The sequence below is a fragment of the Microbacterium altimontanum genome, from assembly GCF_058349865.2.
On sequence record NZ_JBYRJB020000001.1, the window covers coordinates 325811 to 352110 of the forward strand.

20 protein-coding genes are annotated in these 26300 nt (G+C 70.0%); 6 read left to right on the top strand and 14 right to left on the bottom strand.

Annotated features, from left to right (window positions below; translation table 11 throughout):
* Positions 1 to 21: 21 nt before the first annotated feature.
* Positions 22 to 1542, bottom strand: a complete 1521-nt coding sequence (locus AC3RX1_RS01385; protein ID WP_491499436.1) for a GMC family oxidoreductase — start codon at positions 1540 to 1542, stop codon at positions 22 to 24.
* Between the two features lie 10 nt (positions 1543 to 1552).
* The gene (locus tag AC3RX1_RS01390; RefSeq protein ID WP_491499437.1) at positions 1553 to 2977 is read right to left on the bottom strand and encodes an aldehyde dehydrogenase family protein; all 1425 of its coding nucleotides are present in this window, start codon (positions 2975 to 2977) and stop codon (positions 1553 to 1555) included.
* A gap of 275 nt (positions 2978 to 3252) precedes the next feature.
* On the opposite strand from AC3RX1_RS01390, the gene AC3RX1_RS01395 reads away from it, so the two are divergent.
* From AC3RX1_RS01395 to AC3RX1_RS01405, 3 genes are all read left to right on the top strand, one after another.
* Positions 3253 to 4905 (top strand): thiamine pyrophosphate-binding protein, encoded by a 1653-nt coding sequence (locus tag AC3RX1_RS01395; RefSeq protein WP_491499438.1) that lies wholly within the window; start codon positions 3253 to 3255, stop codon positions 4903 to 4905.
* Between the two features lie 176 nt (positions 4906 to 5081).
* Complete coding sequence (locus AC3RX1_RS01400; protein WP_491499439.1) at positions 5082 to 6704, top strand: ATP-binding protein; 1623 nt, start codon at positions 5082 to 5084, stop codon at positions 6702 to 6704.
* The gene (locus AC3RX1_RS01405) at positions 6701 to 7402 is read left to right on the top strand and encodes a response regulator (RefSeq protein WP_491499440.1); all 702 of its coding nucleotides are present in this window, start codon (positions 6701 to 6703) and stop codon (positions 7400 to 7402) included. Before AC3RX1_RS01400 ends, AC3RX1_RS01405 begins: the two co-directional genes overlap by 4 nt.
* A gap of 135 nt (positions 7403 to 7537) precedes the next feature.
* Here AC3RX1_RS01405 and AC3RX1_RS01410 read toward each other — a convergent pair whose 3' ends face one another.
* Positions 7538 to 9421 (bottom strand): FAD-dependent monooxygenase, encoded by a 1884-nt coding sequence (locus AC3RX1_RS01410; protein WP_491499441.1) that lies wholly within the window; start codon positions 9419 to 9421, stop codon positions 7538 to 7540.
* Between the two features lie 118 nt (positions 9422 to 9539).
* Here AC3RX1_RS01410 and AC3RX1_RS01415 point away from each other — a divergent pair, with 118 nt between their 5' ends.
* Positions 9540 to 10298, top strand: a complete 759-nt coding sequence (locus AC3RX1_RS01415) for an IclR family transcriptional regulator (RefSeq protein ID WP_491499442.1) — start codon at positions 9540 to 9542, stop codon at positions 10296 to 10298.
* A 123-nt stretch (positions 10299 to 10421) separates the two neighbouring features.
* On the opposite strand, the gene AC3RX1_RS01420 is transcribed toward AC3RX1_RS01415, so the two are convergent.
* The 4 genes from AC3RX1_RS01420 to AC3RX1_RS01435 all read right to left on the bottom strand — a co-directional run bounded on the left by AC3RX1_RS01420 (position 10422) and on the right by AC3RX1_RS01435 (position 15103).
* The gene (locus tag AC3RX1_RS01420; RefSeq protein WP_491499443.1) at positions 10422 to 11819 is read right to left on the bottom strand and encodes an MFS transporter; all 1398 of its coding nucleotides are present in this window, start codon (positions 11817 to 11819) and stop codon (positions 10422 to 10424) included.
* A gap of 122 nt (positions 11820 to 11941) precedes the next feature.
* Entirely contained in the window at positions 11942 to 12985 is a 1044-nt protein-coding gene (locus tag AC3RX1_RS01425; RefSeq protein ID WP_491499444.1) for an Ldh family oxidoreductase, read from the bottom strand.
* Between the two features lie 10 nt (positions 12986 to 12995).
* Positions 12996 to 13736, bottom strand: coding sequence for an antibiotic biosynthesis monooxygenase (locus AC3RX1_RS01430; RefSeq protein ID WP_491499445.1), 741 nt, complete (start codon positions 13734 to 13736; stop codon positions 12996 to 12998).
* Positions 13737 to 13741: 5 nt separating this feature from the next.
* The gene (locus tag AC3RX1_RS01435; RefSeq protein WP_498238973.1) at positions 13742 to 15103 is read right to left on the bottom strand and encodes an NAD-dependent succinate-semialdehyde dehydrogenase; all 1362 of its coding nucleotides are present in this window, start codon (positions 15101 to 15103) and stop codon (positions 13742 to 13744) included.
* 95 nt (positions 15104 to 15198) lie between these two features.
* Here AC3RX1_RS01435 and AC3RX1_RS01440 point away from each other — a divergent pair, with 95 nt between their 5' ends.
* Positions 15199 to 15867 (top strand): GntR family transcriptional regulator, encoded by a 669-nt coding sequence (locus tag AC3RX1_RS01440; protein WP_491499447.1) that lies wholly within the window; start codon positions 15199 to 15201, stop codon positions 15865 to 15867.
* A gap of 6 nt (positions 15868 to 15873) precedes the next feature.
* On the opposite strand, the gene AC3RX1_RS01445 is transcribed toward AC3RX1_RS01440, so the two are convergent.
* Genes AC3RX1_RS01445 through AC3RX1_RS01475 form a run of 7 tightly spaced genes read right to left on the bottom strand, consistent with a single transcriptional unit; the run spans position 15874 to position 25352 of the window.
* Positions 15874 to 17067: an MFS transporter gene (locus tag AC3RX1_RS01445; protein ID WP_491499448.1), complete on the bottom strand. Its 1194-nt coding sequence runs from the start codon at positions 17065 to 17067 to the stop codon at positions 15874 to 15876.
* A complete protein-coding gene (gene acnA / locus AC3RX1_RS01450; protein ID WP_491499449.1) occupies positions 17067 to 19835 on the bottom strand; it encodes an aconitate hydratase AcnA in 2769 nt (922 codons plus the stop codon). Before acnA ends, AC3RX1_RS01445 begins: the two co-directional genes overlap by 1 nt.
* Positions 19828 to 20154, bottom strand: coding sequence for an antibiotic biosynthesis monooxygenase (locus tag AC3RX1_RS01455; protein ID WP_491499450.1), 327 nt, complete (start codon positions 20152 to 20154; stop codon positions 19828 to 19830). The genes acnA and AC3RX1_RS01455 overlap by 8 nt, the downstream gene beginning before the upstream one ends.
* Positions 20151 to 21254, bottom strand: coding sequence for an isocitrate/isopropylmalate dehydrogenase family protein (locus AC3RX1_RS01460; protein WP_491499451.1), 1104 nt, complete (start codon positions 21252 to 21254; stop codon positions 20151 to 20153). The genes AC3RX1_RS01455 and AC3RX1_RS01460 overlap by 4 nt, the downstream gene beginning before the upstream one ends.
* The gene (locus AC3RX1_RS01465; protein ID WP_491499452.1) at positions 21251 to 22378 is read right to left on the bottom strand and encodes an ABC transporter ATP-binding protein; all 1128 of its coding nucleotides are present in this window, start codon (positions 22376 to 22378) and stop codon (positions 21251 to 21253) included. The genes AC3RX1_RS01460 and AC3RX1_RS01465 overlap by 4 nt, the downstream gene beginning before the upstream one ends.
* Positions 22371 to 24134 carry an ABC transporter permease gene (locus AC3RX1_RS01470; RefSeq protein WP_491499453.1) on the bottom strand — a complete coding sequence of 588 codons (1764 nt, stop codon included), beginning with the start codon at positions 24132 to 24134 and terminating at the stop codon, positions 22371 to 22373. Before AC3RX1_RS01470 ends, AC3RX1_RS01465 begins: the two co-directional genes overlap by 8 nt.
* Before the next feature lie 39 nt (positions 24135 to 24173).
* Complete coding sequence (locus tag AC3RX1_RS01475; RefSeq protein ID WP_491499454.1) at positions 24174 to 25352, bottom strand: ABC transporter substrate-binding protein; 1179 nt, start codon at positions 25350 to 25352, stop codon at positions 24174 to 24176.
* A 209-nt stretch (positions 25353 to 25561) separates the two neighbouring features.
* On the opposite strand from AC3RX1_RS01475, the gene AC3RX1_RS01480 reads away from it, so the two are divergent.
* On the top strand, positions 25562 to 26272 hold the full coding sequence (locus AC3RX1_RS01480; RefSeq protein ID WP_491499455.1) for a GntR family transcriptional regulator: 711 nt from the start codon (positions 25562 to 25564) through the stop codon (positions 26270 to 26272).
* The last annotated feature ends 28 nt before the right edge of the window (positions 26273 to 26300 follow it).

Sequence of the window (26300 nt, forward strand, 5' to 3'; positions counted from 1 at the left end):
CGGGCCAGGTGAACGCCGCCGTCAGCGGGCGGCGAGGTCCTCGAGGAGGAAGCGGGCGCCCTGCTCGCCGATCAGCACCGACGGCGCGTTGGTGTTGCCCGTCGTGATCCGCGGCATGATCGACGCATCCACCACCCGCAGTCCGGGGATGCCGCGGACCCGGAGCCGCGGATCGACGACCGCGTCGTCGTCCTCGCCCATCCGGCATGTGCCGACCTGGTGGTGATACGTGATCGCGGTGCGACGCACGTACTCCTCGACGTCGTCATCGGACACCTCGGGACCGGGATACACCTCGACCGCTCCCCACTCCTCGGCGAGCGCAGGCCGCGCGCCGATGCGGCGGCACTGTCGCACGCTGGCGACGAGGGATGCGACGTCCTCCGGGTCGGCGAGCGCCTGCAGATCGATCTGCACCGGGTCGTCGAGGCCCGGCCCGGTGAGCGCGAGCCGGCCGCGGCTGCGCGGGCGGACGATCCCCGCCATGAGCGAGAAGCCGTCGTCGCCGAGCGGCTCGAGGTCTTCGCCGTACATCGGCACGGAGAAGTGGATCGGCTGCGTGTCGGGCTCGTCGAGGTCGGGACGGGACCGCCAGAACAGGTGCGTCTGCGTGACCGACACCCCCGTCGTTGGCGCGCCGATCGTCTTCGCGTCGGTGCGGAACACCACGGGCGACAGCAGATGGTCGTGCAGGTTCTCGCCGACCGCCGGCGCGTCGCGGACGACGTCGATCCCGAGGGCGGTGAGGTCGGCGGCGGGCCCGACGCCGGAGCGCAGCAGGATGGCCGGCGAGTCGAGGGCGCCGGCGCACAGCACGACCTCGTCGGCGCGCACCTCGCGGTCGACTCCATCCTGCCGGTAGCGCACGCCCACCGCGCGGCCGTTCTCGACGATCACGGAGTGGACGTGGCATCCGGTCTGCAGCTCGACCCTGTCGCGCACGGGCTTGAGGTACGCGGTCCAGGTGTTCACGCGATGCCCGTCGACGAGCGTCACGTGCTCCTGCGACACCCCGTCCTGCCGTTCCCCGTTGTAGTCGCGGTTGTGCTCGAGGCCCTCCTGCACCGCCGCGTCGAGGATCGACTGCTGGATCGGCAGCAACGGGTAGTCATCGGTCACGGGCAGGATGCCGTCGCCGCCGTGGAGGTCGGATGCCCCGCCCGAGAACGACTCGATGTCCTTGAACACCGGGAGCACGGCATCCCACGACCACTGATCACCGGCGACCGACGCCCAGTGGTCGTAGTCGCTGCGGGCGCCGCGCACCCAGATCATGGCGTTCAGCGCGTGCGAGCCGCCGAGCACCTTGCCGCGGGGCAGGTGCAGACGCCGTCCGGCGGCGTGCGGCTGCGGCACCGTGCGGTAGTCCCAGTCCTCGGGTCCGTGCCACAGTTCGCCGGCGCGGCTCGGGTCGTCGATCGCGGGGTTCGTGTCCTCTCCCCCGGCTTCCAGCAGCGTCACGCCGAGGCCGGCGTCGGCGAGCCGGCGGGCGACCACGCAGCCCGCCGAGCCGCCGCCGACGACGATCACGGAAGTCGTCATCGCGGTGCCGTCAGCCGTTGATGATCTGCGGGACGGCGACGGCCTTGAGCCCCTCGACGCCGAACTCCAGGCCGTAGCCCGAGCCCTTGACGCCGCCGAACGGGATCATCGGGTGCACGCCGCCGTGCGAGTTGATCCACACGGTGCCCGACTGGATGCGCCCCGCGATCCGGCGGGCCTCGTCACGGTCGCCCCAGACGGAACCACCGAGTCCGACCTCGAGCCGGTTCGCGCTGGCGACGGCATCCTCCACATCGGAGTACTTCACGATGGGCAGGACGGGGCCGAACTGCTCCTCGTCGACGATCGCCGTGCCGTCGGCGACATCCGCGACGAGGGTGATCGGGTAGAACAGCTCGCCCAGCTCGGGCGCGGGGGCGCCGCCGGTGACGATCCGCCCGCCGTTCGCCTTCGCGTCGTCGACGAGACGGTTCACGATGTCGAACTGCTGCTTGTTCTGCAGCGGGCCGAGGACGTTGTCCTCCTCGAGACCGCGGCCCATCGGGGTGCTCTCGGCGATCTCCTTGAGCGCCTCGACGACGTCGTCGTAGATCGAGTCGTGCACATAGAGGCGCTTGAGCGCCGCGCACGTCTGTCCGGTGTTGATGAACGCGCCCCAGAACAGGTCCTGCGCGATGGCCTTCGGATCGGTGCCGGGGAGGATGATGCCGGCGTCGTTCCCGCCGAGCTCGAGGGTGAGCCGGGCGAGGTTTCCGGCCGAACTCTCGATGATCTTGCGGCCCGTGGCGGTGGACCCCGTGAACATGACCTTGTCGATGTCGGGGTGGGATGCCAGCCGCGCACCGACCTCGCGGTCGCCGGAGATGCCGATGAGCACGTCGGCGGGGAGCACGTCGTTCATCACGGCGAGCAGCGCCAGCACGCTGAGCGGGGTGTACTCGCTCGGCTTGACGACGACGGTGTTGCCCATCCGCAGCGACGGGGCGATCTGCCAGATCGCGATCATCATGGGCCAGTTCCACGGCCCGATGGCGCCCACGACGCCGACGGCGCGGTAGTGCAGTTCGGCATGCGTCTCGCCGTCGTCCACGACGACCTCCGGCTCGAGGACGGTGGAGGCGGCGGTGCGCAGCCATGCGGAGCAGGCCCCGACCTCGAAGCGGGCGTTCGGCCCGTTCAGCGGCTTGCCCTGTTCGCGGGAGAGGATGCGCGCGAGGGGCTCGGCGTTCGCGTCGATCGCGTCGGCGGCCTGCATCATCAGCGCGGAGCGCTTCTCGTGTCCGAGCGCCTCCCACGCCGGCTGCGCAGCCTTCGCCCGGGCGATCGCGTCGTCGAGGTCGGCGACGGTCTGCTCGGGTGCGCGGCCGATCACCTCGCGGGTGGCGGCGTCGAGGATCTCGCGACCGGAGCCGACGGGAGCCTGAACACGGTCCAGGAGCGCGGTCTCCTCAGCGGTGAGCGGGGAATCGGACATCGGTGTCTCCTTCAGAGGTCTTTCCCGCGCGGCCCACGGCCGCGCACGTGGGTCCATTCTCCGTCGCGCACGGGCCCGGTCGGTTGCGCGAGAGCGCAGAGTCGTGGGCCGAGCGCGCTCCGTCGCACCGCGTGGGCGCGCCTATACTCGTGCATGTCCGGCGGGAGCGCCCGCCGGTGCTCGAAAAAGGGGCACGAAGCCGTCGCGAAGCCGCGACGCCGCGAGACACATACGGATCAGCACGACCATCCGTCATCGTCTCGAAAGGCACCGCCATGCCCACCGTCTCCGCGCACGTCGCCGCGACCCTCGCTGCCCACATCGACCACGTCTTCGGCGTGATGGGCAACGGGAACGCCTACTTCCTCGACGCTCTCGTGCGGGGCACCGACGCGTCCTACACGGCCGTGCGCCACGAAGCGGGCGGAGTGGTGGCCGCCGACGCCCACTTCCGCGCGTCGGGCCGCATCGCCGCCGCCACCGCGACCTACGGCGCCGGATTCACCAATACGCTGACCGCCCTCGCGGAGTCGGTGCAGGCGCACGTCCCGCTCATCCTCGTCGTCGGCGACGAGCCCACCAGCGGGCCGCGCCCCTGGGACGTCGACCAGATCGCGATGGCCTCGGCGGTCGGCGCACGCACCTACACGGTGGGACGAGCGGATGCGGCTGCAACCACCGTGATCGCGATCGAGCACGCGCTCGCATATCGGGTGCCCACGGTGCTCGCCATCCCCTACGACGTAGCGAAGCTCGAGGCCGGCCCTGTTCCGGAAGCACCAGAGCCGCACCTCCCGGCGCCCCTGACGCCGACCGGGCCCTTCGCCGCGGCGGCGATCACCGACCTCGCGCGGGCGCTCGCCGGGGCGCAGCGGCCCTTCCTCCTCGCCGGCCGCGGAGCGTGGCTTTCCGGCGCCGGCGAGGTGCTCGGCGCGCTCGCCGAGAGGACCGGCGCGGTCACGGCGTCGACCGCACTCGGCCGCGGGGTGTTCCCCGACGCCCGGTACGACCTCGGCGTCACCGGCGGATTCGGCGCCGACGGCGCCATGGAGCTCGTGCGCACCGCCGACGTCGCCGTCGTGTTCGGCGCATCCCTCAACCAGTTCACGATGCGCTTCGGGGAGCTGTTCGCCCCGGGCACCCGGGTCGTCCAGGTCGACGTCGCGCCCGCCGCGACGCATCCGCACGTCGGAGGATTCGTCCGCGGCGACGCTGCGGTCGTGGCGGCGGCTCTCGTCGCCGAGCTCGACGCGCTGGATGCGACGCCGAGCGGATGGCGCGAGACGATCGACCTCGCCGCGCTCACCGCACGGGAGCGCGGCGACGAGTTCGCCGCCGACGGACGGCTCGACCCGCGCGCCGTCGCCGTCCGCATCGGCGAGCTGCTGCCGGAGGACCGCGTCGTGGTGTCCGACGGCGGCCACTTCATCGGCTGGGCGAACATGTACTGGCCCGTCGCGTCGCCCGACCGCATGATGATGGTCGGCACCGCGTTCCAGTCGATCGGCCTCGGCTTCCCCTCGGTTGCGGGCGCCGCGCTCGCGCAGCCGGAGGCGACGATCGTGCTCACGACGGGTGACGGCGGCGGCCTCATGGCGGTCGCCGACCTCGAGTCGGCGGTGCGGGTGGCCGGCGGTCGCGGCCTTGCCGTGGTGTGGAACGACGGCGCGTACGGCGCCGAGGTGAACCTCTACGGTCTGCAGGGGCTCGCGCGCGAGCCGATGCTCATCCCCGACGTGAACTTCGCAGGGCTCGCCGACGCCGTGGGCGCGGAGGGCGTCGTCGTCCGCACGCTGGCCGACCTCGACCGTCTCGCCGAATGGGCCGGGCTCCCGGCCGACGAGCGGCCGTTCCTCCTCCTCGACTGCCGCATCTCATCGAGCGTGATCGCCCCGTACCAGCGCGAGATCATCCGTGTGAACTCCTGACTCCTCGGCCTGTCGTCGACGGCGAGCCGAGGCCGCGCGGTTTCGTGCGTTCTGCTCGCGGCCGCAGCGGCGCCGCGTGCAGATCGGGGTGGCACAATTGCCACGGCGCACCCGCACGCCGGCGATCCGGTGCGGCGCGCCCGCACTCACCCGCCCGCAACGATGCAGGAGAGCCGATGGCACGCAGCAGTCGCTTGTCGACGAGCATTCTGCGCACCCAGATCGGGGTGCTCCTCGGGGCGCTGCTCGTCGGGTTCGGGCTGTCGCTGTGGCAGGCGCACGACCTCGTCGTACATCAGCTCGAGCAGCGGGTCCTGGCGATCGCGAACACGGTCGCCGTCGAGCCCGACATCGCGGAGGCGGTGCTGGCCGACGATCGCGGGGGCGTGCTCCAGCAGCGCGCGCAGACCATCATCAAGTCCACCGGCGCGACATTCGTCGTGATCACCGACGATCACGGAATCCGCTTCTCGCATCCGGTCCCCTCGCGCATCGGGCAGAAGGTCTCGACCGATCCCAGCGGACCGCTCTCCGGCAGAACCGTCGTCAACGTCGAGGAGGGCACGCTCGGGCTGTCGGCGCGGGCGAAGGTGCCGCTGCGCGCCGAATCGGGCCGGATCATCGGCGAGGTCTCCGTCGGCGCCGATGCCGAGGAGATCGCCTGGGGTCTCTGGGAGCGCCTGCCGTCGATCGCGCTGTACATGGGCGTCGCGCTCGCAGTGGGCGTCACCGGCTCCCTCCTCCTCGCCCGGCGACTCAAGCGACAGACGTTCGGGTTGGAGCTGCGGGAGATCGCGTCGCTGCTGCAGGAGCGCGAGGCGATGCTGCACGGCATCGCCGAGGGCGTCGTCGGGATCGGGTCCGACGGACGGGTGGCACTCATCAACGACGAGGCGCAACGGCTCCTCGGCACCGACCATGCCGCGATGGGGCAGTCGGTCGACGGGCTCGTTCCGCCCGGCCGCATCCGCGACATCCTGACCGGCGCCATCGCCGGCACCGACCTCGTCGTGCTCACCGACGAGCACTGTCTCGTGATGAACCGGATGCCGGTGACCATGCACGGCCGCGACCTCGGTCACATCGTCACGATCTCCGACCGCACCGAGCAGGAGGGCCTCCTGCGCGAGCTCGACAGCGTGCGCGGATTGACGGATGCGTTGCGAGCGCAGCAGCACGAGTTCGCGAACCGGGTGCATGCCCTGTCGGGAATGCTCGAGCTCGGACGCATCGACGAGGCGACCGAGTACGTGGCGGAGCTCTCCGCGACCGCGACCGACCTCGCGGCCCGCCTGCAGCGGCAGATCGCGAGCCCGCAGCTCGTCGGGCTGCTCGTCGCGAAGTCGGTCGTCGCGGCCGAGCGCGGAGTGACCCTGGTGCTCACCGACGCGTCCGAGCTCGGCGAGGACGAGGCCGACGCCCGGGCGCTGCTCACTGTTCTCGGCAACCTCGTCGACAACGCGATCGACGCCGCGGTGTCGGGCGACGCGCCGCGCCGGGTCGAGGTCGACGTCCGGTGCATCGGCGACACCGTGCGCGTCCGAGTGCAGGACAGCGGCCGGGGCGTCCCGGCCGACACCGCCGCGCTCGTGTTCGAGGACGGCTTCACGACGAAGCCCGACGACGGGGTGCGGCGGCGCGGGCTCGGGCTCGCGCTCGTGCACCGGGTGGTGGTGCAGCACGGCGGGCAGATCGAGGTGACCTCGGAGCCCGGCGCGGTGTTCACCGTCACGCTGCCTCGGCACTCCGCCGGCTCGCACGGCGCCCACCCGGTGAGCGGTGCGGCGGTGCTGTCGTGAACGAGGATGCGTCGGCCATCCGCACGCTCATCGTCGACGACGACGTCCGCGTCGCCACGATCCACTCCCAGTTCGTCGCGAAGGTGCCCGGCTTCGCCGTCTGCGGCATCGCCCACACCGCGACCGACGCGCTCGATCAGCTGCACACGACGCATCCCGATCTCGTCCTGCTCGACCTGTATCTGCCCGACGGGTCGGGGCTCGAGTTCATGCACCGGCTCGGCGAGGAGCCCACGCCGCCCGGAGTCATCGTCATCTCGGCCGCGCGCGACCTCACGCACATCCGGTCGGCCATCACGCAGGGGGCCGTGCACTATCTCGTGAAGCCGTTCCGCTTCGCGGCGTTCGCCGAGCGACTCGGGGCGTTCCGCGACCTGCATCGGCGGCTGGAGGACCTGGGCTCCCGGAGCGCCGAGGCCGACCAGCAGGAGGTCGACGGACTCTTCCAGCTCATGCGCACCGGCACGATCGCCGCGCCGCCGAAGGGCCAGTCAACGGAGACGCTGCGTCTCGTGCGCGACTTCGTCCGGAACGCGCCGACGGATGTCTCGGCCTCCGACGTCGCGCAGGAGCTCGGCATCAGCCGCCCCACCGCCCAGCGCTACCTCTCCGCGCTCGCGCAGCAGGGCGTCGTCGAACTGCGCCTGCGCTACGGCACGACCGGCCGCCCCGAGCACCGCTACCGCTCCGTGCGCTGAGCCCCCGGCCTTTCGCCGAAGTCGTACGACTTCGCCGACGGAACATCAAACCGCGGGAAGAATCGTGTTCACTCGGCGAAATCGTACGATCTCGACGCACAGCAGGCGGGTCAGCGCTCAGCGCCGGATGGCGGGTCAGCGCGCGGGGAGGAGGTTCTGCGCGAAGAAGGCCGCGAGCTCGTCCCTGGCCTGCAGCGGCAGCACGGCCGCGACGTACTGGTCGGGGCGCACCACCACGACGACGCCGTCGCGCGACAGGCCGCGCTCGTCGAAGATGTCGGTGCCCGAGCCCGTCGCGAAGACGTTCTCCCAGTTCATCAGGTCGTACGGCCCCGAGTGCGGGCGGAACACGGCGGGCGCCGCCATCACGTCGAACTCGTCGAACGACTGCTGGTAGACCGCCTTGACGTCGAAGACCGCGTCGGGATACGCATCCTCCGGAGTGTGCCGCAGCAGCGGCGAATCCGGGTCGCTCCCCAGCCACTGCGCCCAATCGGCGAGCGCCGATTCGTCCCCCGGCGCCGGACGGTCGGCGAACGCGTAGATCCGCCACCGGCCGTCGGCGGTGTGGGTGTGCCCCAGGTGCTGGATGTTCCCGTCGCACACCTGCACCACCTCGGCCGACTTGAACCGCTTGCCGAGCGGGAAGCCCGTGGCGAGCTCCTGGTGCGAGGCGTCCGCCACGATCATCGACGGGGTGTACTGCGTCATGAAGCCCGACGGGAACTCGCTCGTCCCGAGGTAGAAGTTCGCCAGCTCCTGCGGGTCGTCGATCTCCTCGGGCTTGCGCGCCATCAGGCTCGACCACTGCCGGTCGAAGTCGATGAGCTCCTGCGCCACCGGCTGCCGCTCGGCGGAGTACGTGGACAGCAGCGACTCGGGGCTGCGGCCGGTCAGCACGAGGCCGAGCTTCCAGCCGAGGTTGAAGCCGTCCTGCATCGACACGTTCATCCCCTGTCCGGCCTTGGCCGAGTGGGTGTGGCAGGCGTCGCCCATGAGGAACACGTGCGGGGCGTGATCGGCGTCGACATCGACGTCGTCGAACTTGTCGGTCACGCGGTGGCCCACCTCGTAGACGCTGAACCAGGCGACCTGCTTCACCTCGATCGTGTAGGGATGGAGGATCTCGTTCGCCTTCTCGACGATTCGCTCGATCGGGGTGTGCCGCACCTGATGGTTGTCGCCCTCCGGCACCTCGCCGAGGTCGACGTAGACGCGGCTGAGGTAGCCGCCCTCGCGCGGGATGTGCAGGATGTTCCCCGCCTCCGAGTTGATCGCGCACTTGGTGCGCCAGTCGGGGAAGTCGGTGTTCACCGTCACGTCCATGACGCCCCACGCGTGAGCGGCGAACTTTCCGATGTGCTTGCGGCCGATCGCCTCGCGCACGCCGCTGCGCGCGCCGTCGCCACCCGCGACGTACTTCGCGCGCACCGTGCGCTCCTCGCCCGCGCGCTCGCCGGCAACGTAGCGCAACTGCACCTCGACGGGGTACTCCCCCGTCTCGTGCACGGTGAGGCCGACGAATTCGACGCCGTAGTCGGGCACGATGCGCGCCGGCCCGCGCACGGCGGCCTCGGCGAAGTAGTCGAGCACGCGGGCCTGGTTGACGATCAGGTGCGGGAACTCGCCGATGTCCTTTGCGTAGTCGGCCTGACGGGTCGTTCGGATGATGTTCTCGGGATGGGCGGGATCGGGCGTCCAGTAGTTCATCCAGCCGATGTTGTAGGCCTCCGCGACGATCTGGGGGGCGAAGCCGAACGCCTGGAACGTCTCCACACTGCGCGGCTGGATGCCGTCGGCCTGGCCGAGCACGAGGCGGCCGTCACGCCGCTCGATGATGCGCGTGGTCACGTCGGGGAACTGCGCCATCTGTGCCGCGAGCAGCATGCCGGCGGGTCCCGAGCCCACGATCAGCACGTCCATCTCGTCGGGCAGGTCGGCGGGGCGGTCGATGCCTGTGCCCGCCGCGGGAAGGACGCGGGGCTCGCCCGACACGTAGCCGTGGTGGTGGAACTGCATTGATTCTCCTCGACGTCGAGGTGCCAGCACGGTATTCCATAATGGAACGCGACACTCTACTATTGAACACATCGTATACGACAGACGGATGCCGATCAATGCCGGCGAGCGGAGGACCATGCCCGAACACACCCCGGCGCCGACGTTCCCGGCCCCGTCCGCGGCCCGCAGCCGGCAGTCGAGCACGGCGCCCGCGTCGCAGACGCTCAGCCGCGGCATCCGCATCCTCGAGATCCTCGGCGACGCCCGCGAGTCGCTCGCGATCGATGAGATCGCCCGGCGCCTCGACGTGCACCGCTCCGTCGCGTACCGCCTGGTGCGCACTCTCGAAGACCACGGGCTCGTGGGTCGCGACGCCGCCGGCAAGGTCGAGCTCGGCGCGCGACTGGCGGCCCTCGCCGCGGGCGTCGCGCACGACCTGCAGTCGGAGGCGCTGCCCGAGCTGACCGCCGTGGCGAACGAGCTCGGCATGACGTGCTTCCTCGCGGTGCTCGACCGCGACGAGGCGGTGACACTCGTGAGCGTCGAGCCGCGGCACGCCGTCGCATCCGTCGCCCAGCGCCCGGGGTCGCGACATCCCATCGGCGTGGGCGCCCCGGGAAAGGCGATCCTCAGCCTGCTCCCCCGCGACCAGTGGCCGGGCGACGTCTCGATGTCGGTCGAGCGCCAGCTGGCCGACGCCGCGCGGCACGGCTTCACCGTGAGCCACGACGAGGTCATCCCGACCCTGCACTCCGTGGCGGTGCCGCTGCCCCTGCGGGGACGGGCGCCGGCGGCGATCGCCGTCGTCTCGCTGGCCGACGACCGGCCGGCCGAGCAGGTCGCCGCCCGGCTGCGTTCGGCCGCCGACGCGATCCGCGCCGCCCTCGGCGACTGAGCCACGCGCGGCGCGAGAGAAGGCCCACCGGTACAGCACAGGACCGCTCACCCGTCGCAGATCGACCTCCCGACGGAGCGGGAAGGTCGATTCGCGACAGGTGAGCGGTCCCGAAGGGTGGGATCAGGCCTTGCTGAGCCCGTAGATCGGGCTCTTCGCCTGCTCGGCCTCGTTCTCCGGGCCGAGCGGGATGCCCGAGCGGTCACGCAGCAGCAGCGTCGCGAGCAGCCCGATCACGGTCATGCCGGCCAGATACCAGGTGATGCCCATCGTCGAGCCGGTCGCCTGGAAGATCGCCTGCGCGATCGTCGGGGCGAACGCGCCGCCCAGGATCGCGCCGATCGCGTACGAGATCGACACACCCGAGAACCGGATGGACGCGGGGAACAGCTCGGAGTACAGCGCCGCCTGCGGCCCGTACGTGAAGCCGAGGCCGATCGTCAGGATCACGAGCGCCGCCATGAGCGACCAGATCGTGCCGACGTTCGTGAGCGGGAACAGCAGGAACACTCCCACGAGCTGCAGGATCCAGCCGGTGATGTAGGTGTTGCGGCGGCCCAGCCTGTCGGAGATCCAGCCCGCGAACCAGGTCGCGGCGAGCCACGTCAGGCCGGAGACCGCGACCACCCAGAACACGGGACCCGGGTCGAGCCCGATCGGGCCCTTCGCCGCCGTGGCGTAGTGCTGCACGTAGCCACCGGTGGTCATGTAACCCACGGCGTTGTTGCCGGCGAACACGAGAGCGGCGACGATCACGAGGAGCAGGTGGTGGCGCAGCAGCTGCACGATCGGCATGCGCGTCTCCTCCCTGCGCTCCGCGATCTCCGTGAACACCGGGCTCTCCTCGACGCGTCGGCGCACCCAGTAGCCGACGGCGATCAGGACGACCGAGAGCAGGAACGGGATGCGCCAGCCCCACTGCAGGAACGCGTCACCGGGGGCCAGCCCCTCGACGACGGCGAGCACGATGGAGGCGAGCAGGAGTCCGATCGGCACGCCGATCTGCGGCGAGGCGCCGAAGAGTCCGCGCTTGGCCTTCGGAGCATGCTCCACGGCCATGAGCACCGCACCGCCCCACTCGCCACCGGCCGAGATGCCCTGCACGATGCGCAGGAAGATCAGCAGGATGGGCGCCCACACGCCGATCACGGCGTGCGTCGGCAGCAGGCCGACGAGGGTTGTGGCCGCGCCCATGAGCAGCAGCGTGATGACGAGCATCGGCCGGCGGCCGATCTTGTCGCCGAAGTGGCCGGCCAGGAACGCGCCGAGCGGGCGGAACAGGAAGCTCACGCCGACGCTGAAGAACGACACGATCTGGGCGAAGTCGGCGCCCATGGGCTTGAAGAAGAGTTCGGCGAACACGACGCCGGCGGCGAACGCGTAGATGAAGAAGTCGTACCACTCCACCGTGGTGCCGACCACGGTGGCGACGACGACGCGCCTGCGATCTGCGGGCGAGGCGATGGTGCCGGTGGGGGTGAATCCGGACCCTGCGGTGTTGTCCGCGCCGGGTGCGCTCATTGTTGACTCCTCTGTCGGTGCGACTGCGATGTCGGGGGCATGGCCAGGGGATGCGGCCGTGCCGGTCCGCACTGATCATATATGATTTCGAATACGCCGCAAAGGTGAATTCGATGTGTCGGCTATGCCGGGAGCCCCACCCCGCAGGCGTCCGCGAGCGCCTCGAGGTCGTCGCGCGTCTTGGCGGGAAGGAGGATGTCGCGCCCCGCCGCGCCGTTGCCGTTCTCGAGCTCTCCCGGGTAGAGGATCTCATCCACGCCGGGCGCCCGCCGCACCGATTTCACCTCCCCGACGAGCTGCCGCATCCGCTCCTCGAACTGCCCGAGCGGCTGGAACGCCGAGATGTCGATCGCGATCGCGAGGTGGCCTGCTCCGCTGTGCGCGTCGGGCTGCCACGGACCGCCGACATCGGTGCCGAACGACGAACCGGTGAGCACGCCGGAGAACACGTCCATCATGAACGAGATCGCGTAGCCCTTGTGCCCCGCCATCGGCAGCACCACGCCCCCGTCGAGCGCGGCCGCCGCGTCGGTCGTGGGCGCACCGTCGGCATCGAGCGCCCACCCGGCCGGGATCGGCACGCCCTTCTCGGCCGCGGCATAGATCTTCCCGCGAGCGACACCGGTGTTGGCGATGTCGAGCACCGCCGCATCCCCTCGTCCGTCGGGCGCGGCGAACGACCATGGATTGGCGCCGACAGCCTTGTCTATCCCGCCCCAGGGCGCCATGGCCGGCGACCCGTTCGTCGTGAGGATCGCCGCACAGCCGGCGGCCGCGGCGCGGCGGGTGAAGTAGGCCGCGGTGCCGAAGTGGTTCGAGTTGCAGATCCCGACCGCGCCGATGCCGTGCGCCTTCGCGCGCTCGACGGCGAGGTCCATCGCGCGCGCCGTCACGACCTGGCCGACGCCGGAGTTGCCGTCGACGCTGACGAGGGCGCCGGTGTCGTTCAGCACCGTCAGCCGCGTCACCGGCTCGATGCGGCCGGTCCGCAGCCGCTCGACATACCACGGCAGCCGCAGCATCCCGTGCGACGGATGGCCCCACTGCTCGGCGACGACGAGCGAGTCGGCGACGAGCGCCGCATCGTCGTGCGGCACCCGCAGGGTCTCCAGGATCCGTGTGCCGAACTCCCGCAGCTCGTCTGCAGAGATCGTCGTCGTGTCCATGCTCTTCCCCTCAGAATCCCTTGAGCACCGGCCGGTCGTGCATGACGGCGGGCGGTTCGGCGAAGTAGTCGGAGACGAGTTCCCTCCACCGCGCATAGTCGGCGCTGTGCCGGAACCCGTCGAGGTGCGCGCTCACGCTGTCCCATTCGGCGCACAGCACGTACACGCCGGGTTCCTCGACGACGCGTCGCAGCTCGAGGCTGCGGCATCCGTCGGCCCGCTGGAACAGCGGGACCGCCTCGGCGAACGCGGCCTCGAACGCGTCCTCGGTGCCGGGGCGCACCCGGATGCGGGCGGTCTCCCGGCAGGAGTCGGCATCGGCGGCCGCTCCGGCCTCGAGATCGACGCGGCGCTCCTCCCCGCGTGATCCGTCGGGCGCCACGGTGCGACGGGTGGCATCGACGGACGCGTACGTCCAGAAGATCGCCATCGGCTCGGTCGCGGACGCGTTCTCGAAGTGGTGCGGGATGCGGGCGGGGACGAACGTCGTGTCGTGGCGCCCGAGCATCGTGCGGACGCCGTCGATGTCGACGATCGCCGTGCCCTCGATGATCATGACGCTCTCGACGCAGTTGTGGCTGTGGTGGGCGATGGCCGAGCCGGGCGCGAAGCGCGTGATCCCGTTGAGGAACGACGTCGCCCCGACCTCGCGGGTGACGAGCGGGACCGTGCGGGCGCCGTTCCCCCGGTCGATGGCGGCCATGGTGGCCGGCGTGAGGATGCGCGGCGGCCAGGGATGCTGCGTGGTCATGGGGCTCATCCGATCGAGATGGTCTTGACGTTGACGAATTCACGGAGGCCGAACGAGCCGAGCTCGCGGCCGTAGCCGGATCTCTTGACGCCGCCGAAGGGCAACCGCGGGTCGGATGCCACGATGCTGTTGACGAAAACGGCGCCCGCCTCGATCTGGCCGGCGAGGCCGCGCGCTCGCTCGAGGTCAGTGGTCCAGATCGACGCGCCGAGTCCGTATTCGATGTCGTTGGCGAGTCGAATGGCGGCGGCCTCGTCACGGACCCGCGCCACCGCTGCGAGAGGGCCGAAGGTCTCCTCGCGCAGAGCGGCGGCGTGGGCAGGCACCCGATCGAGGATCGTTGGCGCGTAGTACCAGCCGCTGCCGGAGAGTGCGTGCCCGCCGCTCACCGTCCGCGCACCTGCAGAGAGGGTGCGGCGCACCTGGTCATCGATGGCGTCTCGCAGGTCGGCACGAGCCAACGGACCAAGGCGCGTGCTCGCGTTCGCGGGATCACCGACGGGCCACGTCGCGAGTTCTGCCGCGAACGCATCGACGAAACGCTCGGCTACCGCTTCCACGACGATGAACCGCTTGGCGTTGACGCAGCTCTGACCGCCGTTTGTGAAGCGGCCCCGCACGGCAGCGACGGCCGCTGCCGAGACATCCGCATCTGCCAGAACGATGAACGGGTCCGATCCGCCCAGCTCGAGCACTTGCTTCTTCAGCGCCGCACCCGCAGTCGCCGCCACGGCGGCGCCGGCCCGGGTCGACCCCGTCAAAGTGACGGCGGAGATCCGGCTGTCGCGGATGATGTCCGCCACGTCGGCCGTGTCGATGAAGAGAGCCTCCACGAGCCCCTCGGGCGCACCCGCATCCCGGACCACCTCGACGATGGCGCGGGTGCACAGCGGCACGTTCGCCGCATGCTTGAGCACGGCGCTGTTGCCGGCGGCGAGAGCCGGCGCGAGGAAGCGGAAGAACTGCCAGAACGGGTAGTTCCACGGCATGATCGCCAACACAGGACCGAGTGGCTCGAATGCCACCATGCTCGCCGCTGCCTCCGTTGCGACCACCTCATCGGCGAGCATCCCCTCGGCGTGCTCGGCGTAGTACTCCAGCGTTGCGATGCACTTGGACACCTCGGCGGTCGCCTCCGTGGTGGGCTTTCCCATCTCCAGGGTGATCAGCTGCACGCATTCCGTCGTGCGTCGGTGCAGTTCGCGGGCGATCGAGCGGAGGAGTTCGCGCCGCTCGGCATGGCCGGATCTGCGCCACGCCAAGTGCGCCCCGCTGGACCGCTCGAGCGCATCGTCCACGTCCGTCGAAGAGGCGAACGGAAACCGGGCGACTTCTGCCCCCGTGGAGGGATCCACAGCTCGATACACAACGCCTCCTTCTACGACGATTGTCGCTTCTCCTGAGACTAGGTATACCTGGTGAGTGATACAATGGCAATCCGAGGCGAAATGGCGGAACTTATATGACGAGCAGAACAGAACAGGTATACCTGACACTGAGGCGGGATATTGAGAACGGAGTCTTTTCGCCCGGGCAGCCACTGTCGGAGGAAATGCTGACGGACCACACCGGCTTCTCGCGAACGCCCGTCCGGGAAGCACTTCGGCGCCTCGCGGCCGACAACCTCGTGGAGATCGCGCCCCGGCGCCCTCCGGTGGTCGCTGAGATCTCGATCCGGACGACGCGCGAGCTGTTCGAGGACCGCCGCATCCTTGAGCCCGCAGCGCTGTCGATGATCGCCGCGCGCGCCGTGCACGACCCGCTCGTCGGAGGCGTCTTCGCGGGACTCGAGGCCCGGTTCGCCGACGTGCGCGACAGCGCCGCAGACGAGGGCTTCACGGAGCACTTCCAGGCCCTGGCGGCGCAGTTCGACGACCTCGTGGTCGAGCACACGCCGAACGCGTTCCTCGCCCGCCAGATCGCGGCGCTGCGTTCGCCCGCTGCCCGGTTGAGAAGCCTCGCCCACACCGACAGCGGAAGGCTCGGGGAGTCGGCACGAGAGCACATCGAGATGTGCGATGCGATCCTCGAGGGCTCGCCCGCGCGCGCAGCGACCGCCTGCGCACATCATCTGTTCCACGTCGAGCAGTCCATCCTCACGCGGCTGCGCAACCGCGCGGACGACAGCTGATCACACTCACGTCTCCACCTCCTCGGCGGCGCCGGTCGCCGGGTCAGATGGGACGCCGGTCCCCGACCACGCGGCGACGAGCAGCATGACGCTGCTCGCGGCGAGGACACCGCCGGCTCCGGCTGCCGCGGCGAGCAGGCCGAGCGTCGCCGGCAGCACCGTCTGTCCGAGCCGGTTCGCCGCGAGGCGCATCGACATCGCGAGACCGCGGGTGCCGGGCGGGGCGATGAGCGAGATCCACGACATCGTGATCGGCTGGCAGATGCCGATCGCGAAGCCGTAGCCGCACGCGAGGGCGATGAGCACCGGTGCGGGAAGGTCGAACGCGAATCCCCCGAGCATCAGGGCCGAGAGGACGATGCTGCCGACGAGCAGACGCCGCCGCCCAAATCGGCGTGCGAGCAGCCCGAGGAACAGGCGCGAGAACATCGAGAAGCCCGACCGCGCGACGAGCATGAGACTGATCACGAGGGCGGGGAATCCGCGGTCATGGCCGATCAGCGGCGCATACGCGATGAAGATGTCGACGGATGCGAGCACGAGGCTCCCCGCGACGAGTGCGCCGGGCAGGCCCGGCGTCGACAGCACTCCCCGGGCGGTCCGCAGCATCCCCTGCCGCACCGCGATCGCCGAGCGCGCCGGACTCGTGATCAGCAGCGAGATCACGAGCATCAGCAGCGCGCAGCCGAGGCTCACCGCGAAGATGAGCCCCACCGGAGGCATGTCGACGGTGCCGCCGGGGAGGATCAGCATGGCCGGGCCGATCGTCTGTCCGAGCGCGACCGCGAAGCCGTAGATGCCGAACGTCGAGTCGGAGCGGCCGGCCGTCGAGATCGCGCCGACGTACGACTGCTCGCCGAGGACCGTGAACATCTGCCCGCATCCCAGCAGTACGGATGCCGCCATGAGGACGATCAGCGAGTCGCCGGCGAGCACAGCGACGCCCGCCGCGGCGGCCACCGTCACCGCGCCGATCACCATGCCGCGCCGCTCCCCGATGAGATCGACGACGCGACCGGCGGGAAGCGCGAGGAACAGCGCGGGCAGCGCATAGAACGCCGACAGCAGACCGAGCGACGCCGGTGAGCTGCCGGCCCCGAGCGCCGCATACGAGAGCGCCGGGCGCATCCCGAAGATGATGATCTGCATCAGCGCGGCGTGCACGAGCAGCAGGATCATTCCCCGGCGCCCGGCGGCCATCAGCGCACGAGCCGTTTGTCGACGCCGGCGCCCGCCGACTGCAGCTGGTGGCGCAGCACGTACTTCATCACGCCGCCGTGCCGGTAGAGCTCCCGCTCGCGGGGCGTGTCGAGCCGCACCGTCGCCTCGAAGACGATCTCCCCGGCGCGCACCGTGACGCGTCCGCTCTCCAGGTCACCCAGGCCCAGGATGTCGATCTGCTCCGTGCCTGTGATCCCCAGCGAGGCGGCACCGGCCCCGGGCGGGAACTCGAGCGGCAGGATGCCCATCCCGACGAGATTCGCCCGGTGGATGCGCTCGAACGACTCGGCGAGCACTGCACGCACCCCGAGCAGGGCGGGGGCCTTCGCGGCCCAGTCGCGCGACGACCCGGTGCCGTACTCTTTCCCGCCGATGACGACGAGCGGCACGTCTGCCGCACGGTACGCCCGGGCCGCGTCGAAGATCGTCTCCTGCTCACCGCCGGCGAGGAAGTTGCGCGTGTAGCCGCCCTCGACGCCACCGTCGACGTCGCGGAGCAGCAGGTTGCGCAGGCGCACGTTCGCGAAGCAGCCGCGCATCATCACCTCGTGGTTGCCGCGGCGGGAGGCGTACGTGTTGAGGGCCGCCGGCGCGACGCCGAGGGCCGTGAGATAGCGGCCGGCGACGGATGCGGCGGGGATCGCGCCCGCCGGGGAGATGTGGTCGGTCGTGATCGAGTCGCCGAGGAGCACGAGCACGCGTGCGCCGGTGATGTCGCGCGGCTCCTCCGCCGTCGGAGTCATGTCCTCGAAGAACGGCGGGCGGCGGATGTAGGTGCTGTCCGGGTCCCAGGCGAACACGGGGGCGTCCGGAGCGTCCAGCCGCTGCCACCGGTCGTCGCCGGCGAACACGTCACGGTAGGCGTCCGCGAACATCGCGGGGCTCAGGGTCTGCTCGATGAGGGCGGCGATCTCGTCCTCGTCGGGCCACAGGTCCGCCAGCCGGACCGGTCGCCCGGACGAATCGCAGCCCAGCGGGTCGCGCGTGAGATCGATGTCCATCGTCCCGGCGAGCGCGTAGGCGATCACGAGGGGCGGGGAGGCGAGGTAGTTCATCCGCACGTCGGGATTGATGCGGCCGTCGAAGTTGCGGTTGCCGCTGAGCACCGCGGCCACCGCCATCCCCTGTTCCCGCACGGCGTCCTGCACCGCCGGGATGAGCGGGCCGGATGCGCCGATGCACGTCATACAGCCGTAGCCCGCGGTGGTGAAGCCGAGGGCGTCGAGAGGAGCGGTCAGTCCGGCCTTCTCGAGGTACTCGGTGACCACGAGCGATCCGGGCGAGAGCGTCGTCTTCACCCAGGGCTTGCTGCGCAGGCCCGCTGCGACGGCGTTGCGCGCGAAGAGTCCGGCGGCGAGCATCACGGCCGGATTCGAGGTGTTCGTGCAGGATGTGATCGCGGCGATCGCCACGGCGCCGTGTCCGAGGTCGGCAGAGCCGACGTGTCCGAGCTCGGCAGAGCCGGCGTGCCCGGGGTCGGCGGCAACGTGCCCGATCTGGGCAGCGCCGGCGTGCCCGGGGTCGGCGGGATGCACCGGTTCGGCGAGGTCGACGGTGAAGCGCTGCCCGGGGTCGGCGCCCGCCGGCAGCAGGTCGGGCAGCGTCGCGCGGTGGCCCTCTCGCGCGTGCGCGAGGTCGACGCGATCCTGCGGCCGCCGCGGACCGGCGAGCGACGCCGTGACCGTCGCGAGGTCGAGCTCGATGATCTCCGTGTAGTCGGCGGTGTGCTCGGGCCGGTGCCACAGACCCTGCCTCTTCGCGTACGCCTCGACGAGCGCCACCCGCTCGGGTGAGCGCCCGGTGAACCGCAGGTACCGGATCGTCTCGTCGTCGATCGCGAAGTAGATGCACGTCGCGCCCGACTCGGGGCTCATGTTCGCGATCGTCGCCCGGTCGGCGAGCGAAAGGCGCGCGACGCCGTCGCCGAAGAACTCGACGAACGACCCGACCACGCCGTGCCGCCGCAGCAGCTGCGTCACGGTCAGCACGAGGTCGGTCGCGGTGGTCCCCGCCGGCAGCGCTCCCGTCAGCCGGAAGCCCACGACGCGCGGGATCAGCATCCCGAACGTCTCCCCCAGCATGATCGCCTCCGCGTCGATGCCGCCGATCCCCCAGCCGAGCACGCCCAGGCCGTTGACCATCGTGGTGTGCGAGTCGGTGCCGAGGCACACGTCGGGATACGCCCATCCGTCCTCGGCGATCACCACCCGGGCGAGCCGTTCGAGGTTCACCTGGTGCATGATCCCCGCGCCCGGCGGCACGACCTCGAACCCGTCGAGCGCGCGCTGTCCCCACTTGAGGAACCGGTAGCGCTCGGCGTTGCGCTCGTACTCCCGCTCGACGTTGCGCTCCCGCGCGTCGGCCGTGCCGAAGAAATCGGCGATCACGGAGTGGTCGACCACGAGCTCCGCCGGGATGGAGGGACGCACCGCCGCCGGATCGCCGCCGAGCGCCGCCATCGCGTCGCGCATCGTCGCGAGGTCGACGAGCGCCGGGACGCCGTTCGTGTCGTGCAGGAACGCGCGCGACGGCGTCAGCTCGATCGCCGTGCGGAACGACGCCGCCGACCCCCAGTCGCGCAGCGCGTCGACCTGCTGCGCGGTGACCCGGTGGCCGTCCTGATTGCGCAGGACGTTCTCGAGCAGGATGCGGATCGAGTACGGCAGCCGGTCGGGCACGCCGTCCAGGGGCGCGATCCGATACGTGTCGAACGCTGTGACGAGCTGATCGGTGGCGGTCTCAGGCATGCTCCGGCATCTCCTCCGGGAAGACGGGGACGCCGTAGGTGTTGCGGCGTCCCCCGGGCTCGACGCACCGCTCGCACAGCTCGACCCACGCCGGATAGTGCGCCGCCTGCCGGTGCCCGACGAAGAACGCGTCCTCGTCGACATACAGCTCGTACAGGAGGAACCGGTTCGGCTCATCGCGCGCACGCAGGATGTCGAAGCGCAGGCACCCCGGTTCGGCGCGCGTCGCGATCGCGTTCGCGTGCAGGCCCTCCGTGAACGCGTCGATCGTGTCGGCCCGCACGTCGATCGTCACGAGAACGGCGAACACTCCGCTCACCCGCGGGCGGATGCGGTGACGGAGCTGGCGTCGATGGCATCGGCGAGGGCCGCCCCGAATCCGCTCGTCGACGCCGATCCGCCGAGATCGCCGGTCGCGGTTCCACCGGCCACCGTGTCGTCGACGGCGGTGCGGATCAGCTGCGCCGCGCGCAGCAGCCGCTCGTCGTCGTGCCGGGCGCCGAGCCACTCCAGCAGCATCGCCGCGGAGAGGATCATCGCGATCGGGTTGGCGATGTCGCGACCGGCGATGTCGGGCGCCGACCCGTGCGACGCCTGCGCCATCGCCTGCGTGAGCGAGCTGTTCACCGACGGCGCGATCCCGAGCGAGCCGGCCAGCTCTCCGGACAGGTCCGACAGGATGTCGCCGAACATGTTCTCGGTGACGATCACGTCGAAGTCGGGTGCCCGGCGCACCAGGTGCACCGTCATCGCGTCGATGTGGAAATCGTCAAGGTGCACCTCGGGGTACTCCGCGCCGATCTCGCGGCAGACATCCCGGAACAGTCCGGTCGTCAGCTGCAGCACGTTGGCCTTGTGCACGATCGTCACGTGCTTGCGGCGCTGCATCGCGAGCTCGAACGCCGCCCGGGCGATCTTCTCGGTCGCGGCCCGCGTGATGATGCCGTGCGCGATCGCGACATCGGGTGTCGGCATGAACTCGCCGGTGCCGGCGTACGTGTTGCGGTCGGCGTAGAACCCCTCGGTGTTCTCCCGCACGATCACGAGGTCGGTGCCGGGCACGAGCGCGGGGCTTCCCGCGAACGACTTCGCCGGGCGGATGTTGGCGAACAGACCCGCATGCTTGCGGATCGTGCCGCTCGGGTTCAGCTGCGACTTGTGCGGCTCGGGGTACGAGACGCTGTCGTGCGGACCGAGCAGCCACGCCTCCAGTCCGTCGAGCGCCGCCAGGGTCTCGTCGGGCACCGCCGCGCCGTGCGTGTCGATTGCCGTGCGGCCGAGCGGCAGCTCGACCCAGTCGATCGGCGCGATGCCGACGGCGCGGGCCGCCGCATCCACGCAGGCCACCGCCGCCGGCACGATCTCGGGGCCGATGCCGTCGCCCGCCAGCAGGCCGATCCTGTACGCATCCGTTGTCATACCGCCACCTTCATCAGATCAAGGGCTTCCGTGCCCGGGCCGGATTCGCCCGGGAAGACATGCGCGTCGTCCGCGCCGAAGACGAGGCGCACCGCGCCGTCGAGCGAGCCGTCCGGCGACACGACCTGGACCACGACGTCGCCCAGGCGCAGCATGTACTCGTAGCGCGAGCCCACGTACGCCTTCGTCACGACATCGGTGTCGAGCACGTTCAGGTCGCGGCTGCCCGGCTGGTCGTGCACGATCTTCAGCTTCTCGGGCCGCACCGCCACGGTGACCGGCGCGCCGGGCAGCCAGTCGGTGTCGGTCGCGATCGAGACCGTCGTGCCGGTCGCGGCGAGCCGCACGTCGACGTGGTCGGCGCGCATCTGCTCGACGGTGCCGAGCAGGAAGTTGCAGCTCCCGACGAACGCCGCGACGGCCGCTGTCGCGGGCCGCTCGTAGATCTCGTGCGGGGTGCCGACCTGCGTCATCACGCCGTCGAACATCACCGCGATGCGGTCGCTGAGGGTGAGGGCCTCGTCCTGGTCGTGCGTCACGTACAGGGTCGTGATGCCGAGGTCGGCCTGCAGGCGCTTCAGCCAGGCGCGGGCCTGCTCGCGCAGCTTCGCGTCGAGGTTCGACAGCGGCTCGTCGAGCAGCAGCACGCTCGGCGAGTAGACGAGTGCGCGCGCGAGCGCGACGCGCTGCTGCTGACCGCCCGACAGCTGGTGCGGGTAGCGGTCTTCGAGGTGCGCGAGCCCTACCTTGTCGAGCGCCTCGTGGATGCGCTCGTCCTTGTCGGCGCGACCCGCCTTGCGGATGTTCAGCGGGAACGCGAGGTTCCGCTTGATCGTCATGTGCGGCCACAGCGCGTACGACTGGAACACCATGCCGAGGTTGCGCTCCTCGGTCGGCACGTAGACGCGCTTGGCGCGGTCGACGAGGGTGCGGTCGCCGATCGAGATCGACCCTTCGGTCGGGTCCTCGAGGCCGGCGATGCAGTTCAGCGTGGTCGACTTGCCACAGCCGCTGGGGCCCAGCAGGGTGAAGAACTCGCCGTCCCTCACCTCGAAGTCGATGTCGTTCAGGACCTTGACGTCGCCGAACGTCTTGGCCATGTGGGAGACGCGGATCTCAGGCATCCTTCTTCTCTTTCATGAGGAGGTTCGCAATACCGACGACGACGGCGGTGATGGCGATCTGAATGGTCGCGAGGGCCGCGACCGAGCCGGTGTTGCCCTGCACCCAGAGCTCGAGCATCGTCGTGCCGATCACGTTGGTGCTGGCCGACGAGAGGAACAGCGCAGCCGAGTACTCCTTGAGCATCGTGACGAACACGAGGAGCATCGCGCCCGCGAACGCCGGCACCAGGAGCTTGCGCAGGATGCGGACGAACACTCCGACCCAGTCGGCGCCGACGACGCGGCCGGCGTTGTCGAGCTCGGTGGCGATCTGCATGAGCGCGGGCGAGATCGACCCGAAGGCCGTGGGAAGAGCGCGCAGGCCGAAGGCGATGATCACCGCCGCCAGCGTCCCCTGGATGAGGTTTCCGCCGGGCATGATCGCGAACGCCCAGAAGAAGCCGATGCCGACGATGATGCCGGGGATCGCCTGCGGTGCGAGCGCGAGGTACTCGACGGCGCGCGCGAACCGGAACGTCGAGCGTTTGGCCACCACGACCGCGACCAGCGCCAGCGCGCTGACGAGGATCGCGCCGACGACCGCGATGATGACGCTGTTGGTGATCGACTGGATGTAGGTCTGGTAGGTGAACACCGTCTGGTAGTTCTGCAGGGTCAGCGACTTCAACGGGCTCTGCAGCGGCGTGAAGATCAGCGTGAACGAGCGCAGCACGAGCCCGAGGATGGGAAGTGCGGCGCCGAACACGACGTAGATGACGATGAGGACGGTGGCGACCCACTTCAGCCACCCGAGGTCGAGACGGCGCGGGCGCACCGCCTTGCCGCGCACCGACACGAACCGCTGCGCGTTCTTCAGGACCTTGGCCTGGAGTGCCACGGTCGCGATCGTCACGGCGAGGATGATCGTCGACGCCGAGGCGAGCACGCCGTAGTCGGGCTGGATCGACTGCAGGCCGTGGGTGTACAGGAACGTCGAGAACACCTCGATGCGCACCGGTGTGCCGTACAGCAGCGGAACGCTGAGCGTCTCGATCGACATGCTGAAGATCAGCACCGACGCGTACACGATCGGCGGCCGCAGCAGCGGCACGACGACCTGGAAGAGGATGCGCAGCGGGCCCGATCCGCACACCTGCGCGGCGCTCTCCAGGGATGCATCGGACTTGCGCAGCGCGTTCGCGCAGAACACGTACGCGATCGGCGCGAGTCCGACGGCCTCGGTGAGCGCCATGCCGGGGATCGAGTAGAGGTTCCACGGCACGACGCCGATGAGGCGCTGGACCTCCACGCTGATGAAGCCCGCCGGGCCGTAGAGCGTGATCCAGCCGAAGCCGAGCAGCAGCGACGAGATGAAGAACGGCCACTGCATCGACCCGGCCAGGAGGCGCCCGAAGGGCAGCTTCGTGCGGACGACGAGCACCGCCATCGGGATGGCGAACAGCAGCGTGAGGAACGTGGTGAGGACGGCGAAGATCGCCGTGTTGAGGATCACCTGGCCGAAGCCGGCCTCGGTGAACAGCTTGACGTAGGAGTCGACGGTGAATGCGCCCGTGGAGTCGTACAGCGGTTTGCTGCGGATCGACTGGTACAGGATGGGGACGATCGGCGCGATGACGAACAGCGCGACGACGATGAGCACCGCCCACTGCACGACGCGGTCCCGCCCGACGCCGAAGACCCGCAGGTACTTCGGCGCCGGGAGGGTCTGCGACCGACCTGACGCGGCCTTTTCGGGGGCGCTGGTCAGAGTTGTCATGAGATCATTTCCGCTTTCGGATGTCGCAGGTGAGCGGGCTCACTTGCCGAGCAGGCCGTTCCACTTGTCGGTGAAGGCCTTCACGTCGGCGTCGGACGTGATCTTGTAGGGCACGCGGATGATGGCGTCCTCGCCGGCCTTGTCGACGATCTCCTGGTAGGTGTGGCGCCCCTCGACCTGCTTCACGCTGTCGCGGTAGGCGGTCAGGCCGCCCTCTGCGACCGCGTTCTGCCCTTCTTCGGACAGCACGAAGTCGAGGAACAGCTTCGCGGTGGCCGGGTGCGGGCCCTTCGGCGTGATGCCGATGCCGCGGCCGAGCACGACGGTGCCGTCCTTCGGGAAGACGAACTTGAAGATGCCCTGCGCCTTCGTCTCCTGCGGGAACGCGACGGCGCTCGAGATGAAGAACCCGGCCAGGTACTCGCCCGAGGTGATCTTGTCGATCTGGGTGCCCGACGAGGTCTCGGGGCGTGCCGACGGCAGGATCTTCTCCAGGGAGGTCCACGCATCCGGGTCGCCGTCCACGAAGCCCTTCGAGACCGTGAAGCCGAACGAGCCGCTGACGTCGCGCGTCGTGATCTTGTTCTTGAACTTCGCGGGGTCGGCCGACACCGTCTTGGCGAGGTCGGCGATGCTCGTCGGGTTGCTGCCCAGGAGCTGCTCGTTGTACGCGAGGCCCACCGGGTCCATCGAGAGGGCGTAGACGCTCGGCATCACCTGTGCGAAGTCGGGCAGCTTGTCGAGCTCGGGCGACTTGTAGTCCAGTACGCGGCCCGGCTCGTCCATGTACTTGGCCCACGCCTGCACGGCGTTGGTGGCGAGGATATCGGCGGGAGCGTTGCCGGTCGCGGTCTCACTCAGCTGCTTCTGGAAGACCTCGTCGGAATCGAGGTTGTTCGCGGAGATCTTCGTGACGAACGGGTACTTCTTCTGGAAGTCGCGGAAGATCGGCGCCCAGTTCTCCTGGTCGGTGTTCGAGTAGATCGTCAGCTCGCCGCCCTCCTTCTTGGCGGCGTCGACGATGGTGCCGTAGTCGGACGGGTAGTAGCTGGGCCACACCCCCTGCGAGATCTTGTTCTCCGGCGCCTTGGGCGCACTGTCGCCGGCACAGGCGCTCAGCGAGACCGCCATGCCCGCCACGGCGACCGAGGCGATCGCAATGGTCGACCAGCGTCGGCGCGCCGAGATCGGCTGTGATGAACGCGTCGAACGATTCATACTTTCACTCCCTCGTGATGCATGCCGGGGCATCGGATCCACCCCGGATGGGAAGTCAGCATATGGTTATAACGAAGGGCCGTCAACGGGGTCACCGGTTTCTCGATCTTTCTCGACGTTTTGTGCATATTGCTCACGGCCCGCGGAATATGGGGATTCCCCGGTGTCCCGTCGTTATAACGAAGCGATTGCTATGTTATAACGGAAGGGTGACTCTCACCTCCGACCGCACCGATTACGTGGTCAAGAGCGACTTCGCCTACGACGTCGTGCGGCGCCGCATCCTGTCGAACGACTATCCGCCGGGCTCCTCGTTCAACCAGGCGAACCTCGCCGCCGAGCTCGGCATCAGCACGACGCCGCTGCGCGAGGCGCTGCGCAAACTCCAGTCCGAAGGCCTCGTCGACCTCGGGGCGCATCGCGACGCGCTCGTCACCCAGCTCAGCGTCGAAGAGGCGCGCGACCTCCTCGAGATGCGACTCGCTCTCGACCCGCTGGCGGCGGGCCTCGCCGCGCAGCGGCGCACGCGCGACGACATCGCGCAGATCCGCGCAGCATCCGATATCCGGGCTCTCCCGGGCCACCCCAGCGTCGAGCAGCTCGTGCGGCACCGCCGGTTCCACCAGGCGATCTATCGCTCGTCGCACAACGACGTGCTCATCACCACACTGGACGCCCTGTGGGACAAGTCCGACCGCTACCGCCTCGCCGGGCTGCGTCGCAACCGCGGCGACGACGAACTGCATCAGAAGGACACCGAGCACCACGAGCTCATGATGTGCGTGATCGCCGGCGACTCCGACGGAGCGAGCGAGATCATGCGCCGGCACATCCAGTCGAGCCTCGGGGCGACCGCGACGCGGCTCCTCGGCGCCGACGACGACCCGGCCGAGGACGGGACCGCCGAGAACGACCGATGACGATCAGGACGATGACGACCAGGACAGG